Origin of the sequence: Rhizobium sp. FY34 (assembly GCF_005222845.1) — a bacterium.
Taxonomy (GTDB): domain Bacteria; phylum Pseudomonadota; class Alphaproteobacteria; order Rhizobiales; family Rhizobiaceae; genus Neorhizobium.
In genome coordinates this window covers 142,870-160,326 of sequence record NZ_STFZ01000014.1, presented here as the reverse complement: position 1 = coordinate 160,326, position 17,457 = coordinate 142,870, and the positions used below count along the sequence as shown (strand labels likewise).

The window sequence follows — 17,457 nt, the reverse complement described above, 5'->3', positions numbered from 1 at the left end:
GATCGGAGGACCAGACGATGTTTCGCAAGATCCTGATTGCCAATCGCGGCGAGATCGCCTGCCGCATCATCAAAACCGCCCGCAGGTTGGGTGTCGCGACGGTTGCCGTCCATTCGGATGTGGATGCCCATGCTCTGCATGTCACCCTCGCCGATCAGGCGGTGGCGATCGGCGGTGCAGCACCGAAGGACAGTTACCTGAAGGGCGGGGCGATCATCGCGGCTGCCCTTGAGACGGGCGCCGAGGCCATCCATCCGGGATACGGATTTCTCTCGGAAAATCCCGATTTTGTCGATGCGGTGCAACGGGCGGGCCTCGTTTTCATCGGTCCTTCGGCAAAAGCCATTCGTGCCATGGGCCTGAAGGATGCCGCCAAGGCGCTGATGAAACAGGCCGGCGTGCCGGTCGTGCCCGGCTATCACGGCGCTAATCAGGATGGAGCCTTTCTGGCAGAGCAGGCGGAACGCATCGGATACCCGGTGCTGATCAAGGCCGTGGCCGGCGGCGGCGGCAAGGGCATGCGGCGCGTCGAAAACGCTGCGGACTTTGCCGAGGCGCTGCGATCCGCCAGGGCCGAAGCCGCCAACGCCTTCGGCAATGATGCCGTACTGATTGAAAAATACGTCTCCGCCCCCCGCCATGTCGAGGTGCAGGTGTTCGGTGACGGGCGGGATGCGGTGCATCTTTTCGAGCGGGATTGTTCGCTGCAGCGCCGCCACCAGAAGGTGATCGAGGAGGCGCCGGCACCGGGCATGACGGATGAGATGCGCCATGCCATGGGTGAGGCCGCCGTGCGGGCGGCCAAGGCCATCGGTTATTCCGGGGCGGGCACCATTGAATTCATCGTCGATGGGTCCGAGGGCCTGCGCCCCGACCGCTTCTGGTTCATGGAGATGAACACCCGGCTGCAGGTGGAACATCCGGTGACCGAAGCTGTCACGGGCCTGGACCTGGTCGAATGGCAGCTGCGCGTGGCCAGCGGCGAGCCGCTGCCGCTGAGACAGGAGGAGATCCGGCTGACAGGCCACGCCTTCGAGGTGAGGCTCTATGCCGAGGATGTGGCAGCCGGTTTCCTGCCGGCCACCGGAAGGCTGGCGCATCTCGCCTTCCCGGACCATTGCCGCGCCGATACCGGTGTGCAGAGCGGCGACGAGATCTCGCCCTGGTATGACCCGATGATCGCCAAGATCATCACCCACGGCCCGACGCGGGCTATCGCACTGTCTCAACTCGGACGCGCGCTGGATGAGACGCAGGTCGCGGGCACCGTCACCAATCTCGCCTTTCTGAGTGCCCTGGCGCGTCATCGGGGCTTTACGCGGGGCGAGGTGGATACGGGCCTGATTGCCCGCGATCTCGCAAGCCTGATGGAGACGCCGCAGAATGACCGTCTGGAGTCTGCCATGGCGGCGGCGGCGGCGCTGCATGTCGCGGCACTGCCGGCCGATCCACTCACCGGCTTCTCGCTCTGGTCACCGCTCACCCGGCGCATCACGCTGGAGACGGGAGCGGACAGCATCGACGTCGATCTGACGATGGAGGGACCGCAGGCGGCACGTCTGCGTGTGGTCGATCAGGAATTCCAGGCCGTCTGCAATGGACAGAACTGGACCCTGGCCCGAGACGTCGCGCTCAAGGTGGTGGAAGCCGACGGCCTTCATGTCTTTGCGCCGGGCAAGACCGCACGTTTCCGGCGGCATGATCCGCTGAACCGTGATGCCTCTGCCGGACTCGGCAGCGATGTGACGCTCGCCCCCATGCCCGGCCTGGTGCGTGCGTTCTTCGTCATCGCCGGCCAGGAGGTCCAAGCTGGCCAGCCGCTCTGTGTACTGGAAGCCATGAAGATGGAGCATATGCTGAAAGCATCGAGGGCCGGCCGCGTGGCAGAGGTATTCGTCCGCGAAGGTGCCCAGATCGCAGCGGGCGACCCTCTGGTGCAACTGGCTGCATTGGAGGCCGGACATGGCTGAATTCGTGGAGATCTACGAGGTCGGCCCCCGCGACGGCTTGCAGAACGAAAGGCGCCTGGTCCCGACCGAAGACAAGCTCGCTCTGATTGAAAAACTAGCGGAGTGCGGCTTCCGCCGTATCGAGGCCACCAGTTTCGTCAGTGCGAAATGGGTACCGCAACTGGCCGATGCGGCAGAGGTGATGGCCGGCCTGCCGCGCCGCGCAGGCCTCTCCTATGCCGTGTTGGCGCCCAACCTCAAAGGTTATGAGGCGGCGAAAGCCGCTGGCGCCGATGAGGTGGCGATCTTCGTGTCCGCTTCGGAAGGCTTCAGCCGCGCCAATCTCAACGCCTCGATAGCCGATAGCCATGCACGGTTGAAGCCGGTTGCCAGGGCAGCCCTTGCCGAGGGCATGCGTCTGCGCGGCTATGTATCGGTCATCACCGATTGCCCGTTCGAAGGAAAGGTCGCGCCTGCCCAGGTGGCCAAGGTGACGGCGGACTTGATTGCGCTCGGCTGCCACGAGATTTCACTCGGCGAAACGCTGGGACAAGCCAGGCCGGATGCCATTGCCGCCATGCTGGATGCCGTGCTGAATACGGCACCTGCGTCAAGGCTTGCCGGACATTTCCACGACACCGACGGGCGGGCCCTGCAGAATATCGATGTGGCGCTGGACAAGGGTTTGCGCGTCTTTGACGCTGCCATCGGCGGGCTGGGCGGCTGCCCCTATGCGCCGGGCGCTGCCGGCAATGTCGCAACGGAAAGCGTGGCGCGCCATCTGGCCGATCGCGGCCTTGCAACGGCTCTTGATCTTGCCCGCCTGGATGAGGCCGCAGCCTTTGCCAAAGGCTTGAGGAGCAGCCCATGAACGAGACGATCAAGATCACCGTAGATGGGCGCGGTATCGTGCATCTTCGCCTCAACAGACCGGAGAAGCGCAACGCACTGTCAGGTCGGATGATCGGCGAACTGACAGCCTTTGCGCAGGCTGCTGAGGAACGACGAGATTGGCGTGCCATCATTCTGTCGGGCGAAGGCGATGTGTTCTGCGCCGGCGGCGATCTCGACTGGATGCGGCAACAGATGAATGCCGATCGCAACACGCGCATGGCCGAAGCGCGAAAACTGGCCGGCATGCTGGATGCGCTGAACAGCCTGCCGCAGCCTTTGATCGGCGCCCTGCATGGCAGCGCCTTCGGCGGCGGCATTGGCATGGCCTGCATTTGCGATCTGGTTCTCGCCACGCGAGATGCACGCTTCGGCCTGACGGAAACGCGGCTTGGGCTCATCCCCGCAACCATCGGCCCCTATGTGATGGCCCGAATGGGTGAAGGTTCTGCCCGGCAGGTATTCATGTCGGCCAAACGCTTCGGAGCTGACGAAGCGGTGCAACTTGGCCTTGTCTCGCGCATCGTCGATGGTGAGGCTCTGCTGGGTGAAGCGCTTTGCGAGGCCGAACACTATCTTGCCACTGCGCCCGGTGCTGTGGCCGCGGCCAAGGCGCTTGCCCGTGCGCTGTCGCGCTCGCTTGATCCCGCGCGGATAGAACATAGTATCATTGCGCTGGCAGATGCTTGGGAGCAGGAAGAGGCTAGGGAAGGTATTGCGGCATTCTTCGAGAAGCGCCGCCCCTCCTGGGACAGATCCACATGAAAGGAAGACGCATGGAAAACGCGCAGACTGTGGCCAATGCCGATCTACAGATCCGGGTTGTCGGGCAGGTCGGCTATATCACGCTGACGCGCGGCAAGGTGCTGAATGCCGTCAACCGACCGATCGTTGACGGGATGACGCAGGCGTTGATCCATTGGGCAAAAGATCCGGCCATTGCCATGGTCATGGTGGATGCCGACAGCGAGAAAGCCTTTTCCGCTGGCGGCGATCTCGCTGCCATGTATGCTTGCGGCAAAGCCGGCGACTACGAGAGCGGCAATGCCTTCTGGCGCGACGAGTATCGTCTGAACGCGCTGATCGACCGGTTTCCCAAGCCCTATGTGCCGTTCATGGATGGCATCGTCATGGGCGGCGGGGTCGGTATTTCCGCGCATGGGTCGCACCGCATCGTCACCGAACATTCGGTTGTGGCCATGCCGGAATGTGCGGTGGGCCTCATTCCGGATGTGGGCGGCACGCATCTGTTGCGCCAGGCGCCGAGCCGGCTGGGGGAATATCTCGGGCTGACCGGCACAAGAATGAGCGGCGCCGATGCCATTCATGCCCGGTTTGCCGATCATTTCGTTCTGCGCGAGCAACTGGCCGGGTTGAAAGCCCGCCTGCTCGAAACCGGCGATGTGACTGAAATCGGCAAATTCGAGACTGCGCCGCCGGCATCCGTCCTTGCCGAACAGGGCTCTGAGATCGACCCTATCTTTTCCGAGGCTACCGTGACGGATATCCTGCAGCAACTGGGGACCAGCGCGTCCGACTGGGCACTCAAGGCGCGGCAGTCGATCGAAAAGGCGTCGCCAATCTCGCTTCTGGCCAGCCTGTCTGCCATACGGGCGGCCGAAAATCTTGAGATCGCCTTGCGCAATGAATACCGTTTTGTCTCGCGTGTGCTGGAACACGGGGATTTCGTCGAAGGCATCCGGGCGATCATCATCGACAAGGACCGCAGCCCGCACTGGCGCTTTGCCTCGATCAGCGATGTGCCGCAAGACCTGCTGCAGCGCCTGTCGGATGTCGCCGATGGTGGCGATCCGGACCTTCGCGCCCTATATGCTGGCTGAGGGAGGCGAGGGGCGAACCGGATTTCAAAATCAGGGCGTGACGGCATGGCCGGCCCTTCCCCTTTTGTCTCGACACCATGGAGTTTAAGTTCAGTGAGCGTTGCCTTTACCAAGGAAGAAAGCTCGGAGACGGCAGCCGAAACCCAGCTGCCCGACCGGCCGATCTCGCCGCATCCGAACCTTGTGACCGAAACCGGGCTGAAGGCTATCGAAACGGAGCTTGCAGCGGCCCGTCTTGCCTATGAAGAGGCAAGCGTGATCGAGGATGTCAATGAGCGACGCCGGCAGACGGCGGGACCGCTGCGCGACCTGCGCTATCTTACCGAGCGGCTGCGCACGGCGCATGTGATGCCGGCGCCCACGGCGGGCGGCACTGTTGTCTTCGGCGGTACGGTGACGTTCGAGCGCAACGATGGCCGCGTACAGACCTATCGCATTGTCGGAGAAGACGAAGCCGAGCCGAAGACCGGCTCGATTTCGCATGTCTCGCCCGTGGCGCGCGCGCTTCTGGGCAAGAGCGTCAAGGATGTGGTTGTCATCGGCGACCAGGAGCTTGAGATCATCGCAATCGCTTGAGGATCGGCATTCACGGTTTGGGCGCGGCGCGGCCCACCTCCTCTGGCGCAAGCGTCACAAGGTTCAGGCCCAATGCATCCCCCAGTTTCCTCATGGTTGGCAAAGTCACGGCCATGTCAAGGATCGAACTGACGGTCTGGTCCACCGGGGAGGGAAGGCGTTCACCCGGTTCGCCGGATCGGCCAAGGCCGGTGATATGGTTGATCGAGATGCCCTTGATCTTTTCGGCCGGCTTGACCATCTCGCCGATGATCAGCGGCAAAGCGGTCAGCCGGGCCTTTTCCATCTCCAGGCTGACAAGCTCCGGCGAGCGGGTGTTTTCCGCCTGAATGCGGGCGGCCTCGCCCTCGGCCTCGGCCTGTTTCTGTAGCCGCAGCGTCTCGACCTCTTCGCGGCGGATCATGCCGCGGGTCCGGGCGGCGATCTCATCGCTTTCCGAGGTCAGACGAACGCGGATCGCCTGCGCCTCTGCCTCCTGTTCTGCGGCAATCAACGCCAATTGCTTGCGGCGCTGCGCCTCTGCCACCTGGCTCAGCGTCGACAGGTTCTCCTCCGCCGTAATCACCGCTGCGCGCGCATCCGTCGCCTGCGCCTTGGCGCGGCTTTCCTCCTCGCTTTTGGCAGAAATCAGGATGGAGCGATCCTGCTCGGCAATCTCCAGCATGCGGGCCTGGTTGATTTCCGCTTCGCGGATGCTCTGTTCACGCGCGAGCGATGCGGCCTGGATGGCCCGCTCCATGCCGATCCGCGCTTCGGCGGCAGCCGTTTCGGCGCGTGCCTTGCAGCCTGCCACCTCGCTCAACTGCTGGGCCAAAAGCAGTTCGATTTCCTGCGTCTGCTGGATTTCGGCGCGGCGCTGCTCCAGTTCGATCTCGAGCTTGCGGCGGTTGGAATCCACCTCGGCGCGCCGCACGCTGACCTGGCTCTCCCCCTCGATCTCGGCCCGCTCCTTCTTCGATCTGGCAATCACTTCGGCAAGCTTGCGCATGCCCACGGCGTTGAAGGCATTGTTTTCGTCAAGCGCTGAAAATGGCGTCTGGTCAAGCGAGGTAAGGGACACGCTGTCCAGCCGCAGACCATATTTCTCAAGCGTGGCCGACAGGCTTTCATGCACCTGGCGTACAAAGCCGCCGCGGTTTTCATGCAGCTCGTCCATGGTCATCTGCGCGGCAATGGCGCGCAGCGCATCCACCATCATGCCGTCGATCAGCGATTTCAGCTGATCGGTCTGGAAGGTGCGCCGTCCAAGCGTCTGCGAGGCCCGCACCACGGCATGTGCCTCAGGCTCTACAGAGGTGAAGAACTGCGCGCCGACATCGATGCGCATGCGATCCTTGGTGATCAGCGCGCTGTCGCCGGTGCGCGATACATCGATGCGGATGGTCTGCATGTTGACGCGGCCGATCTCGTGAAAATAGGGGATTGCCAGCATGCCCCCATCGATGACCACCTTGCGCCCGCCAATGCCGGTGCGCACCAGGCTCACCTCATTGCTGGCCCTTTGGTAGAACAGAGCGGCAGCCACAATCAGGGCGGCCGCGAGAATGACGAGAATGATGATCCAGCCCAGAGCGCTCATGGGGGGGTCCTTTCAATGCCGGTCAGAACTGTGGCGGGAAGTGGCGGCCGCCGCGATCAAGCGTGATCCAGCGCAGCTCGGTGAAGGCATCCAACGACCAGCGTCCGCCATAGCGACCGACGCCACTGGCCTTGCTGCCGCCGAAGGGCACATGCGGCTCATCATTGATGTTCTGGCAATTGACATGGCAAATGCCGGTTTCCAGCCGTTCGGCCAGACGCAGCGCACGCGCCTCGTCCTTCGACCATACGGCAGCTGTCAGCCCGTATTCCGTATCATTGTTCAGTGCAGCGGCTTCCGCATCATCGCGGAAAGGGCAGACCAGAACGACCGGGCCGAAAGTCTCGTCATGCCAGATGTTCATGGAACTGTTGACTTGCGACAGCACCGTCGGCTCGATGAAATTCTCCCAGGCGCGACCGCCAAGATCCACCCTGGCACCCTTGGCCACCGCATCGTCGATCAATGCCTTCACGCGCTGCGCCTGGCGCGTATTGACCAGCGGACCGATGACATTGGAGGGATCATTGGTGTGCCCGGTCTTCAGCTTGCGGGCACGGGCGAGAAACCGCTCCATGAAGGGTTCGTAGATCTTTTCATGCACGAGCAGCTTTTCGGTCGACATGCAGACCTGGCCCTGATGCATGAAACTGCCGAAATTGGCGGCGCGGGCGGCGGCATCAAGGTCTGCATCTTCCAGAAGGATCATCGAATCCTTGCCCCCCAGTTCCACGCAGACCTTCTTGAGATAGGCGCCGCATTTGGCGGCGATCTGCCGGCCAACGGCCGTGGAACCGGTAAAGCTGATCGCCTTGACACGCGGATTGCCGATCATCTCGTCACCGACAGCGCCGACATTGTCACGCGAGCAGGTGACGACGTTGAACACACCCGCCGGCACGCCGGCCTCTTCCAGCACCTCGGCAAAATAGAGGCCGCCGGAATAGGGCGTGTCTTCCGAAGGCTTCAGCACGATCGTATTGCCGATGGCAAGTGCTGCGGCAAAGCCGCGTGAGGTGAGGATGCCGGGCATGTTCCACGGGCTGATGACGCCGACGACGCCAAGCGGAAAGCGGGTCGCCATCATGAACTTGTGGTGTTCGGAGGGCAGGACCTCACCGATCGACTGGTAGCAAAGGGCAGCCGCCGAGCGGAAGACTTCCGCCACATAGCCGGCTTCGAACAGGCCCTTGCCCTTCCAGCCGCCGCCTTCGGCCATGGCGGCAGCACAAAACTCCGCCTTGCGCTGCTCCCAGACCTCGGCAATCTTCAAGAGCAGATGGGCGCGCTCGTGAAAGGCGCGTCCCGACCAGTCGCCGAAGGCCGCCTGGGCCGCGTCGATAGCCCGGCGCATATCAGTCGCCGAACCGTCTGGAATGCGCGCATAGACCGTATTGTCGGAAGGGTTGAGATCCTCGAAAGTGCGGGCGGTGGGCACCCATTGTCCACCGATATACATGCCCCGGACCGAGGGCGTGGGGGACGTGACGACATCAAGCATGGTTCTGTCTCCTCAGTTGCGGTTGCCATCATGGCGAAGGGTTTGAGCGCGGGCGGCGGCGTCCTCGATCTCCTGCAGCACGGATTTCAGCCGATCCTGGCTGCTGCCAAGGCTTAAGGACGGCGAAGGCGCCCTTGGAATTTCGGCAGAACTGCGCGAACCGGCCTGTGGGGCCCGCGGCAGTCTTTCGTGCTGGGCGCGGCTTGAACGGCTGGCCTCAGCAACAATGTCGTTGAGCGACAGGCCGCCAAGCAGGGCGTCGGCGGCGCTGCGCATGGCAGCTGGGGTAGGTGCCGCCAGGGACGGCCGCACCGTTGCTTGCCCCTGATACATGGCATCTGACTGCCCCTCATCGCCCTGCCGGGACCTTCTCCCCGCAAGCGGGGAGAAGGGATCTGCCGCGGCGTCTCCGTTCCCACTCGCCCCGCTTGCGGGGAGAGGGTGGCCGAGCGAAGCGGAGGCCGGGTGAGGGGCTGCCACCTCCCCGCGCATTGGAGCAGAGGGTAGGGCAGCCAGCGCTGCGGCTGCGATATCGGCAGGCGAAGCGCCCGTTGGGCGTGGCGCAACATAGGCCGCGGCAGGGGCCGAAGTCGGCGCGGGCGTAGACGCGGCCGCCATCGCCGCCCGCCCGCCCGGCCACGGACCTGTTGCCGCTGCCTTGCCGCCACCCAGATAGGCTGCCTGCACGGCGGGATCATTGCGCAGATCCTCGGCCCGCCCTTCGTGGATGATATGGCCATTTTCGATCAGGTAGCCGCGATCGGCAATGGCAAGGCTCTGCTTGGCATTCTGCTCCACCAGCAGAATGCCAATGCCCGTATCGCGCACCAGCTTGAGCGCCTGGAACAGTTCCTTGGACAACAGTGGCGACAGGCCAAGCGAAGGCTCGTCCAGCGTCAGCAGTGCCGGACTGGACATCATGGCGCGACCGATCGCCACCATCTGCTGCTCGCCGCCCGACATGGTGCGCACGATCTGGTTTCGCCGCTCATGCAGTTTCGGGAAAAGCTGCAAGACCCTTTGCAGATTGCCGGCCTCGTCCTCACGGGCGCGGGATGCATGGGCGCCGAGCTTCAGGTTTTCAGCCACAGACAGATCGCCGAACACACCGCGCCCCTCGGGCACCAGAGCAATGCCCTCCTCGACGATCCGGTGGGGGGCAATGCCCAGGATATCGCTGCCCTGCATGGAAACCGTGCCGGTCACGCGCCCTTCGCATATGCCGGACACGGCCTTCAGAAGCGTTGACTTGCCCGCGCCATTGGCACCGAGAATGACGACGATTTCGCCCCGGCCCACTTTCAGCCCGGCATTTTCCAGCGCACGGTGCTGGCCATAGGACACAGAGAGTTCCTTCACCTCAAGCATCGTCGTCTCCCAGATAGGCGCGGATGACGGTTGCGTCCGAGAGCACCTCGGTCGGCGTTCCTTCGGCAATCTTCGTGCCGGCGGCCATGACGACGCAGCGATCGCAGAGTGAGCGGATCGCATCCATCACATGCTCGACAAGAATGATGGTCCGGCCGTCGTCGCGCAGGCTGCGGATAAGGCGAATACCCTCCTGCAATTCGGTGGGGTTGAGGCCGGCCAGCCATTCATCGAGCAGCACGACGCGCGGCTCTCCGGCGAGCACGCGGGCAAGCTCCACACGCTTGGTGTCGATATAGGTCAGCTGCCCCACCATCATGTGGCCGCGTCCGGAAAGGCCCGTCTTTTCCAGCATGGCTTCGGCAATGGTTTCGGCCTCGCGGCCCCAGCGCCGGCGATGGCCAAACACGGCGCCCGCCTTCACATTATCGAGCACGGTCATGGAGGGCAGAAGGCGCACCAGCTGGAATGTGCGGGCAATGCCGCGCCGGGTGATATCCTGCGCCGGCAATTGGGTGATCGGCTGGCCGCGCAGGCTGATCGAACCAGATGACACCGGAAAGGCACCGGAGATCAGGTTGAGCGTTGTGGATTTGCCCGATCCATTGGGACCGATCAGGCCAAGCACCTGATGTTCGGCCACGTCGAAATCCATGGCATTGACGGCCACCAGACCGCCGAACCGCTTCGTGACGCCGCGAAGAGAGAGAAGCGCGCTCATGCATAGCCCTCCGCGCCCATCCGCTTCTTGGCGGCATCGATCAACCCGACAAAGCCCTTGGGCAGGAGATAGACGATGACGAGGAAGCAGACGCCCAGAAGCAGGGTGGTCTGGTTGGGGAAGGAGACGGAAATCGCCTCCCAGAGGAAGGTAAAGGGAATGACGCCGACAAGCGGCCCCCATAGCCGGCCGGTGCCGCCCAGAAGCGCCATGATGACCACCTGGAAAGATAGCATGGGCGAGAAGGCGAGCGACGGCTCGATATAGACATAGCGTGGAGCAAGGATAGCGCCGGTGATGGCGGCAACGGCGCCGGGCACCATGAACAGCAGGATCTTGGCGCGTGCCGTGTCGATGCCGGAATGCCGGGCAACCGCCTCGTCATCGCCGATGATGCGCAGGGCAAAGCCCAGCCGCGATCGCCCGATCAGCCATCCCAGCAGCCAGACCAGCGCCGCAAGCCCCAGAAGCTGCCAGTAGATATGCGTCTCGCCGATCGAGGTCAGCACATAGATGCCCTTCGTGCCGGAAATGTTCTGGCCCCAGGTGATGATCTGGCGCACGAATTCGGCAAGACCCAGCGTGAAGATGACGAAATAGACGCCGGAGAGACGCAGGGTTGCAAGGCCCACCAATGCGGCCATGACGGCCCCAATGATGCCGGCGATCGGCAGAAGCGTCCAATAGGGCAGATACTGGATGCCAATGCCGGTCACATAGGTGCCGACGCCGAAGAAGGCGGCGGTTGCCAGCGAGATGTAATGGGTGGGGCCGGAAAACAGCGACCAGCTGGTAGCGAGCACCGTATACATGGCAATGGTCACGCCGATGCTGAGCATATAGGCGCCGGCCGTCCAGGGAAGGCAGGCCGTGACGCCAAGCGCCATGGCGACGAGGACGAGGTTGCGCCAGTCGCGCGCGGAAAGACGGCTCATGTGGTGGGCCTCCCGAACAGGCCCTGCGGGCGAAACAGCAGGATGACCACGAAGAGCAGGTAGGCGGCCGCCAGCGTCAGGCCCGGATCGATCAGGCGGGCGACGAAGGTTTCGAGGAGACCGAGCAGCAGGGCCGCCACGATCGTGCCGCGCACATCCCCCACGCCGCCCATGATAACGATCACCAGCGCCTTCAGCGTGAAGATCACGCCGGTGGAGGCATCAAGCGTCAGGAAGGTGGAGATCAGCGTGCCGCCGGTGGCAGTCACCGCGCCGCCCAGTGCAAAGGCAAGCGCTGCCGTGCGCCGTACATCGATGCCGACAAGCCGTGCACTATCCGGTGCAACCGAAATGGCGCGGATCGTCATGCCCGTGCGGCTGCGACTGAGCCATAGCCATAAAAGGCCGCAGATGACGACGGCCGCGAGAAAGGCTGCGACGCGATTGGCACCATAGGTGTCGCCAAGAATGTTGAGGGGGGTCGAGAGGTAGGAATAGCTGAAATAATCGCCGCCGAACAAGGCAAGCATCAGGCCGACGGCCACGAAGGAAAGGCCGAAGGTCGTGAGAATGGAATCCACCTCCAGTTGGCCGCGCGATCTGGCGCGTTTCACCAGAGGCCGCAGGAAGACCATGTAGATCAGCCAGTTCATCAGAAAGGCAATGGGCGCCACGATGAATGCCGTCAGCAGCGGGCTGATCTGGCTTCCCGTCCACAGCCAGAAGGCGACAAAGCCGCCCGCCACCAGCATTTCGCCATTGGCGAGATTCATGATCCGCGCCATGCCATATTGCAGGTTCAGGCCCATGGCGATCAACGCATAGGTACCGCCGAGCAGCAGCCCTGTTATAATGACATCCATACAAATTTCCCCGGCTTGAAAAAGCTCCGGGATCCGCCAGCCGGACCCCGGATTTTCGCGTGGTTCCCTATTTCCAGGCGCCCTTCTTCAGCACATCCACGGCGCCGTCCCGGCCGGTGGATGCAACGCCCTTGAACACACCGCCCTGCCACTGGCCGACGGTCCAGAAGGCGGGGTTATTGTTGTTGGCATCGAACTTGATCGGGCCGATTACGGTGTCGAAACTGTTGGCCTTGATGTGTTTGATGATCGCGGCATTGTCGAAGGAGCCGACGGCCTCGATTGCCTTTTCCAGCACCTGGAATGACGAATAGACCATGACGCTTGCCCAGTAGTCGGGCTTGGCACCGGTCACCTCTTCATGGCGCTTGGCATAGGCCTTGAACGCAGCACCATCAGCATTGACGCCGCCAATGCCGAGCACGCCGTCAACGGATTTTCCAAAGCGACCGGAATAGGCCGGGAATGCCGTGGCGACCGCGGTGAAGAAAGCGCCAACCTGCAGGTTTTCGATCATGGCCTGCTCGGTGAGCGCAAAGGTATCCGGCGGATAGGACCAGGCGATGAAGGCATCCGGTGCCGCAGCCTTCGCCGCCTTCATGACCGGCGACAGATCCTGGGTGCCGAGCGGATAGGAGGTCTCATAGACCAGTTCGAAGCCGGCCTGCTTGAAGGCGGGCTTGGCCTCGTTCATCAGTTCGATGCCGAAGGCATCGGCAACGTTGACCATGGCGATCTTCTTACCGATATCGCCGCGGTCACGCAGTTTCACCATGGTCTCGACCACGCCCTGCACCACCGGCTTTGCGCCACCAAGCGTGATGAACACATTGGGGAATTGCGCCGACAGGGCCTGCGCCTTGTCGGTGGTGGCCGTTGAGGTAATCATCGGCAGGCCATAGCGCGCATAGATGGGTGCTGCGGCAAGGTTAAGACCGGTCGAATAGGGCGGTAGCACGATCTGTGCCTTGTCCTGATCCACAAGGCGTTGCACGGCCTTGATGGTTTCGCCCGGATTGGTCTGGTCGTCATATTCGACCGCTTCGAGCTTGTAAGTCTTGCCGCCGACCTTCAGGCCGCCGCGCGCGTTGACGTCGCTGATCCATAGCTTCACGTTCGGCCAGTAGCTGACCGCCGCGCCGCCGGCCAGAGGTCCAGTCTTCGGTGCCACGGCCCCGACCTTCAGAACCTCCTGCGCAAGCGTGGGACCTGTGGTCAGTCCGGCTGCAAGTGCGAGTGTCGCCAGCCGGGTAAATGTCCTGCGTTTCATGATCTTCTCCTCCCGTTGATGCATGCAAATCTCCCCTGTCTTCAGGACCGCGCGTGGTGGTCTGGCGCGTCCCGTTCCGTCATCCACTGGATCTCGGTGAACTCCTCAATCACCGCCCTCCCGCCAAAGCGGCCATAGCCGCTTGCTTTCACGCCGCCATAGGGCATGAGGGGATCATCACAGACCGTGCTGCCATTGATGTGCACGGCGCCGGCCTCGATACGCCGGGCAATCTGGCCTGCCCGTGTGAGGTCGGCGCCAAAGACGGCGGCCGCAAGCCCATATTCCGTGTCATTGGCAACGGTTACCGCCTCGTCGGCATCCGCCACCCTGATAATCCCGACCACGGGGCCAAAAATCTCTTCCTCATAGATCCGCATCCCATAGGCGACATGGTCGAGAATGGTCGGCTGCATCTGCGTGCCACTTGTCTCGCCGCCGGTGATGCGAACCGCACCCTTGGCCAGGGCGTCCTCCACCAGCCCCTGCAGGCGGGCCGCAGCCTCCAGGCTGATCACATGGCCGTAGGGCGGCTGATCACTTGCCCCGAAACCGCAAAGCCGCTCGGCCTCCAGCCTCAGCCGAGCAATGAAACGGTCGGCAATCGCCTCATCGACGATGATGCGATCCGTCGACATGCAGATCTGGCCCTGGTTGAAGAAGGCGCCATGAGCGACCGCTCTTGCCGCACCCTCAAGATCCGCATCGGCAAGCACGATGGACGATGCCTTGCCGGAAAGTTCGAGCAGGCAGCGCTTGAGGTGGCGGGCCGCCATTTCGGCGATCTGCCGGCCCACGCGGGTGGAGCCGGTGAAATTCACGCGGCGCACGGCCGAATGGGCAATCAGCGCCTCCACCACCGCATGGGCATCCTCGGGCGCGCTGCTGACATAGTTCAGCACACCGTCCGGCAGCCCCGCATCAATGAGGATCTGCGCGACGGTCTCGTGCATCTTGGGGCAGAGTTCCGAACCTTTGAGAACCACGGTATTGCCCAGCGCAAGCGGTGCCGCAACGGCCCGCACAGCCAGAGTCACCGCTGCATTCCAAGGTGCCAGCCCCAGCACCACGCCGGCTGGCCGGCGGATCAGACGATAGCGCACGCCGTCCGGCCCGCCTTCCACCTCTTCGTCGCTGATGGCATCGGCAAGTCCTGCCGCCTGGCGCAGGGTTGCCTGGGCAACCTCGATGTTGAAACGGATCCATTCCGGCGTTGCGCCCACCTCGTGCTGGGCGATACGGCAAAGGTTGTCCGCGCCTTGCATCAGAAGGTCAGCCCCGCGCAGAAGCAATGCCGATCGCTGCTGCGGCTGAAGCGCCGACCAGGCCGGAAAGGCACCGGCGGCGGCATCGGCTGCCGCTTCCGCCTCTGGCGTGCCGAAGGCAGCAGCCTGGGTCAGCACGGTTCCCGTGGTCATGCAGCGGCGTTCGAAACGGCGCTCGTCCAGCGCAGAAACGGCAACTCCGCCGACAATACCTCTTGCTACGAACATGCGTCCTCCCAAACGGCTGTTCGATGATCCCCCCGCGTCCCGCTTGCTTTTGCTCTTTCGGTTGCAGACCCCGATTTTGGTTGACATCAGCGCAGAGTAAATAACGATTTGTGGGAATGTATTTTCCGATTGTGGGGTTTTCGACATGCCGCATCGCACACTGGCGCCCTCATCACCTGTCCCCAGGCCGGAAGCGCCTGTGCGTGCCGAACGCTTCAAGGCGGCATTGCAGACACGCGTGCTCGGGCGTGCGGGTCTGGGCGATACCGAAAACTTCCGCGCGCTCATCGTGGAGAAGGGCGAGGTGGTGCTGCGCGATGCAGACGAGCGTGCCGTGCACCTCTCCGGCCCGGTGATGGGATGGATACCCTGGCGTGATGGCATGCGGCTGGAACTGGGGGCCGGCGCGCAGGGAACTCATCTGCTGCTCGGGGCACCGACTCTTGAGCGCGTACTACAGCGAAGGCCGGAAACCAGCCAGTTGCGCTTTCTGGTGGAACGCTCCTCCTTCATGCGGTTGAGCGCCGGCAATGGGACGGGCGATGCCGTGGCCGCCTGCTTTACCGGCATCCTGGCCGAAACCCTGCGGCCGGGGCCGATGTCCGGCGCGGTGGTGGAATCGCTTTTGCATATCCTGCTCGTCCACCTGCACCGAAACCAGCCTGCCGGTCTGGGCGAGGGGGTACAATCCGGCGCCTTCAAGGCGCTGGCCGGCCAGTTCACCGCCCTGATCGAAAGCCACTTTCGAAAACACTGGACGGTTTCGCGCTATGCCCGTGAACTCGGCATCTCGCGCGACCGGCTGAACGATATCAGCATCAAAGCCTATGGCCGGCCTCCCGCCCGGCTGATCCGCGAACGGGTCTTGATCGAGGCGCGCCTCTATCTCGCCAATTCGTCGCTCGCGCTTGGGGAAATCGCCGGCGTATTGGGCTTTGCCGGCGCGCCGCAGTTCAGCCGGTTCTTCAAGGCGCTGCAGGGACAATCCGCCGCGCGCTTCCGCGTCAATCTTTCCCAGGCCAGCCAGCCGGCGACAACGCGACAAAGCACCCTGTCCTCCTGGCCGTAAGCAAAATCGCTCCGGCGCAATCGGTTCCTATCATCGGCACTTGGTATAAATTGCCCGGCAGCGCCCGGCCGGCCACGCCTTGGCGCTTGATATCACTCCGCGAAGGGCTCCAGCCGGCCTTGAAGATATCGCCTCAGGGTTCGCTCCGATACGCCATATCGAGATGTCAATTGAGCCATTTCCATGCCCGCGCTATAGGCATTGCGAAGATGCAGGACTTCTGAGAGACCTATGGATGACCTCCGTCCCAGATGGACGCCACGCTTGCGTGCGGCGGCCATTCCAGCCCTTGTGCGCTCACTGATCAGATTCCTCTCGAATTCAGCCAGAGCACCCATAATATGGAAGATAAGGCGACCGCTTGAAGAGCTCGTGTCGATGTTTTCCGTCAGGGAGTGGAACTCGACGCCGCGGCGGCCCAATTCGTCGACGAGCTGTATGAGATGGCGCAGGGAGCGCCCAAGGCGGTCAAGCCTCCAGACCAAAAGCTTGTCTCCGGGCTTGACAGCTTCGATCGCAAGTTTAAGACCAGGCCTGTCCAATACTTTTCCCGATATTCCATGATCTGAAAATATGCGTATGCATCCAGCTTCTTTTAAAGCAATCATTTGAAGATCAAGGCACTGATCTTCTGTTGAAACTCGTGCATATCCAATTTTCATTGCAACATCCAATTTCAGTTTTACAAAATTTACATAGAATTTCGGGACGGAAAACAAATCCCATCCTATTCAGTCTGATATTTTGATTATGTACCCCTGAAATCTAAGGGTATGATATGCGATTATATATTGTCAACGACGAAGGCGAAGTTGCGGGCGCATTTGCAATCAAATGTCATTTTTCTTGAGAATGCGCATGAGAGATCGTGGTGCCAGCCCGTATCGCTTGGCGACATCATGCGGATGCTCGCCTTTTCGATTGACTGCAAGACAGGCTTCTCTCATCTCGTCTTTGGACAGGCTGCTAGGACGCCCGAGTTTGACGCCATTCTGCCTGGCTGCCGCCATTCCGGCCTTCGTCCGTTCGCTGATCAGGGCACGCTCGAACTCGGACAGAGCCGCTATAATGTGAAATATCAGGCGCCCACCGGACGTGCTGGTATCAATATGCTCCGTCAGAGACTGAAAATGAATCTCATGTTTGCCGAGTTCTTCCATGAAGCTGACAAGATGGGTCAGTGATCGCCCCAATCTGTCAAGACGCCAGACCACCAGCGTATCGCCGCTCCTCAATGTCTTGATGGTTTCGTCAAGACCTGGCCTTTCACTGATACATCCGGAAATACCATGATCAGTAAAGATGTGGTCACATCGCGCCTTGGTGAGAGCCTGTACTTGCAGGTCAAGTTTCTGATCATCTGTCGACACTCGTGCATAGCCAATTTTCACCATTAAGCAA

Annotated in this window: 16 protein-coding genes; 6 read left to right on the top strand and 10 right to left on the bottom strand. The window is 62.3% G+C overall.

The genetic code is table 11. From position 1 onward, the window contains the following. Positions 1-17: 17 nt before the first annotated feature. The 5 genes from E8M77_RS11665 (at position 18) to greA (ending at position 5,257) form a co-directional block, all read left to right on the top strand. Positions 18-1,970 (top strand): acetyl/propionyl/methylcrotonyl-CoA carboxylase subunit alpha, encoded by a 1,953-nt coding sequence (locus E8M77_RS11665; protein ID WP_137130809.1) that lies wholly within the window; start codon positions 18-20, stop codon positions 1,968-1,970. Further along, entirely contained in the window at positions 1,963-2,820 is an 858-nt protein-coding gene (locus E8M77_RS11660; RefSeq protein ID WP_137130808.1) for a hydroxymethylglutaryl-CoA lyase, read from the top strand. Before E8M77_RS11665 ends, E8M77_RS11660 begins: the two co-directional genes overlap by 8 nt. Further along, positions 2,817-3,605 carry a crotonase/enoyl-CoA hydratase family protein gene (locus E8M77_RS11655; protein ID WP_137130807.1) on the top strand — a complete coding sequence of 263 codons (789 nt, stop codon included), beginning with the start codon at positions 2,817-2,819 and terminating at the stop codon, positions 3,603-3,605. The genes E8M77_RS11660 and E8M77_RS11655 overlap by 4 nt, the downstream gene beginning before the upstream one ends. Beyond that, complete coding sequence (locus E8M77_RS11650; protein ID WP_137130806.1) at positions 3,602-4,681, top strand: enoyl-CoA hydratase/isomerase family protein; 1,080 nt, start codon at positions 3,602-3,604, stop codon at positions 4,679-4,681. The genes E8M77_RS11655 and E8M77_RS11650 overlap by 4 nt, the downstream gene beginning before the upstream one ends. 93 nt (positions 4,682-4,774) lie before the next feature. Beyond that, on the top strand, positions 4,775-5,257 hold the full coding sequence (gene greA / locus E8M77_RS11645; protein WP_137130805.1) for a transcription elongation factor GreA: 483 nt from the start codon (positions 4,775-4,777) through the stop codon (positions 5,255-5,257). Positions 5,258-5,267: 10 nt separating this feature from the next. Here greA and E8M77_RS11640 read toward each other — a convergent pair whose 3' ends face one another. The 8 genes from E8M77_RS11640 to E8M77_RS11605 form a co-directional block, all read right to left on the bottom strand. Beyond that, positions 5,268-6,836, bottom strand: coding sequence for a flotillin domain-containing protein (locus E8M77_RS11640; RefSeq protein WP_137130804.1), 1,569 nt, complete (start codon positions 6,834-6,836; stop codon positions 5,268-5,270). 22 nt (positions 6,837-6,858) lie between these two features. Next, the gene (locus E8M77_RS11635) at positions 6,859-8,337 is read right to left on the bottom strand and encodes an aldehyde dehydrogenase family protein (protein WP_137130803.1); all 1,479 of its coding nucleotides are present in this window, start codon (positions 8,335-8,337) and stop codon (positions 6,859-6,861) included. Positions 8,338-8,349: 12 nt separating this feature from the next. Then, positions 8,350-9,705, bottom strand: a complete 1,356-nt coding sequence (locus E8M77_RS24465) for an ABC transporter ATP-binding protein (RefSeq protein ID WP_137130802.1) — start codon at positions 9,703-9,705, stop codon at positions 8,350-8,352. Continuing rightward, positions 9,698-10,426, bottom strand: coding sequence for an ABC transporter ATP-binding protein (locus E8M77_RS11625; RefSeq protein WP_137130801.1), 729 nt, complete (start codon positions 10,424-10,426; stop codon positions 9,698-9,700). Before E8M77_RS11625 ends, E8M77_RS24465 begins: the two co-directional genes overlap by 8 nt. Further along, positions 10,423-11,361, bottom strand: a complete 939-nt coding sequence (locus E8M77_RS11620) for a branched-chain amino acid ABC transporter permease (RefSeq protein WP_137130800.1) — start codon at positions 11,359-11,361, stop codon at positions 10,423-10,425. Before E8M77_RS11620 ends, E8M77_RS11625 begins: the two co-directional genes overlap by 4 nt. Beyond that, positions 11,358-12,224, bottom strand: a complete 867-nt coding sequence (locus E8M77_RS11615; RefSeq protein WP_137130799.1) for a branched-chain amino acid ABC transporter permease — start codon at positions 12,222-12,224, stop codon at positions 11,358-11,360. Before E8M77_RS11615 ends, E8M77_RS11620 begins: the two co-directional genes overlap by 4 nt. Positions 12,225-12,291: 67 nt before the next feature. Next, positions 12,292-13,494 (bottom strand): amino acid ABC transporter substrate-binding protein, encoded by a 1,203-nt coding sequence (locus E8M77_RS11610; RefSeq protein WP_137130798.1) that lies wholly within the window; start codon positions 13,492-13,494, stop codon positions 12,292-12,294. A 41-nt stretch (positions 13,495-13,535) separates the two neighbouring features. Then, positions 13,536-14,987: an aldehyde dehydrogenase family protein gene (locus E8M77_RS11605; RefSeq protein WP_137130797.1), complete on the bottom strand. Its 1,452-nt coding sequence runs from the start codon at positions 14,985-14,987 to the stop codon at positions 13,536-13,538. A 145-nt stretch (positions 14,988-15,132) separates the two neighbouring features. Between E8M77_RS11605 and E8M77_RS11600 the strand changes: the two genes are divergently transcribed. After that, complete coding sequence (locus E8M77_RS11600) at positions 15,133-16,056, top strand: AraC family transcriptional regulator (RefSeq protein ID WP_137130796.1); 924 nt, start codon at positions 15,133-15,135, stop codon at positions 16,054-16,056. 92 nt (positions 16,057-16,148) lie between these two features. Here E8M77_RS11600 and E8M77_RS11595 read toward each other — a convergent pair whose 3' ends face one another. Together E8M77_RS11595 and E8M77_RS11590 are read right to left on the bottom strand one after the other, a co-directional pair. Beyond that, positions 16,149-16,718 (bottom strand): recombinase family protein, encoded by a 570-nt coding sequence (locus tag E8M77_RS11595; protein ID WP_137131091.1) that lies wholly within the window; start codon positions 16,716-16,718, stop codon positions 16,149-16,151. Positions 16,719-16,886: 168 nt separating this feature from the next. Further along, positions 16,887-17,450, bottom strand: a complete 564-nt coding sequence (locus E8M77_RS11590) for a recombinase family protein (RefSeq protein WP_281408187.1) — start codon at positions 17,448-17,450, stop codon at positions 16,887-16,889. Positions 17,451-17,457 lie beyond the last annotated feature (7 nt).